This is a genomic window from Paracoccus hibiscisoli, assembly GCF_005048265.1.
GTDB lineage: Bacteria > Pseudomonadota > Alphaproteobacteria > Rhodobacterales > Rhodobacteraceae > Paracoccus > Paracoccus hibiscisoli.
This window is the reverse complement of sequence record NZ_SUNH01000100.1, coordinates 1-1,209: the sequence shown is the minus strand read 5'-3', so window position 1 is coordinate 1,209 and position 1,209 is coordinate 1. Positions and strand designations below refer to the sequence as shown.

General features: G+C 64.7%; 1 protein-coding gene. It reads right to left on the bottom strand.

Translation table 11 applies throughout. The features are described 5' to 3' along the window. Positions 1-33: 33 nt before the first annotated feature. Positions 34-1,209 (bottom strand): elongation factor Tu (tuf, locus tag FA740_RS19505; protein WP_136858435.1); only part of this gene is annotated, 1,176 nt, incomplete at its 5' end.

The window sequence follows — 1,209 nt, the reverse complement described above, 5'->3', positions numbered from 1 at the left end:
GGGGCGGCCCTTTCCGTCTGTCTTTGGGTCAGATCACTTGATGATCTTGGACACGACGCCTGCGCCGACGGTGCGGCCGCCTTCGCGGATGGCGAAGCGCAGCTTCTCTTCCATGGCGATCGGCGCGATCAGCTCGACCTCGAACTTCAGGTTGTCGCCGGGCATGACCATCTCGGTGCCCTCGGGCAGCTTGACGGTGCCGGTCACGTCCGTCGTGCGGAAGTAGAACTGCGGGCGGTAGTTCGCGAAGAACGGCGTGTGGCGGCCGCCCTCTTCCTTCGTCAGGATGTAGGCCTCGGCCTCGAAGGTCGTGTGCGGGTTGACCGACTTGGGCTTGACCAGAACCTGGCCACGCTCGACGCCCTCGCGGTCGATGCCGCGCAGCAGCACGCCCACGTTGTCGCCGGCCTCACCACGATCCAGCAGCTTGCGGAACATTTCCACGCCCGTGCAGGTGGTCTTCTTGGTGTCGCGGATGCCCACGATCTCCAGTTCGTCGCCCACGTTCACCGCGCCACGCTCGATGCGGCCGGTGACCACGGTGCCGCGGCCCGAGATCGAGAACACGTCCTCGATCGGCAGCAGGAACGGCTGGTCGATCGCACGCTCGGGCGTCGGGATGTACTCGTCGACGGCGGCGATCAGCGCGCGGATCGAATCCTCGCCGATGGCGTTGTCGCGGCCTTCCATGGCTGCCAGCGCCGAACCCTTGATGATCGGGATGTCGTCGCCCGGATAGTCGTAGGAGGACAGCAGCTCGCGCACTTCCATCTCGACCAGTTCCAGCAGCTCCTCGTCATCCACCTGGTCGACCTTGTTCAGGTAGACGACCATGTAGGGGATGCCCACCTGGCGACCCAGCAGGATGTGCTCGCGCGTCTGCGGCATCGGGCCGTCGGCGGCGTTCACGACCAGGATCGCGCCGTCCATCTGGGCGGCACCGGTGATCATGTTCTTGACGTAGTCGGCGTGGCCCGGGCAATCCACGTGCGCATAGTGGCGCGTCTCGGATTCGTATTCCACATGCGCGGTCGAGATCGTGATCCCGCGGGCCTTCTCTTCGGGCGCGCCGTCGATCTGGTCATAGGCGCGGAATTCGCCGAAATACTTGGTGATCGCCGCCGTCAGCGTCGTCTTGCCGTGGTCAACGTGGCCGATCGTGCCGATGTTGACGTGCGGTTTGTTCCGTTCAAACTTTGCCTTTGCCAT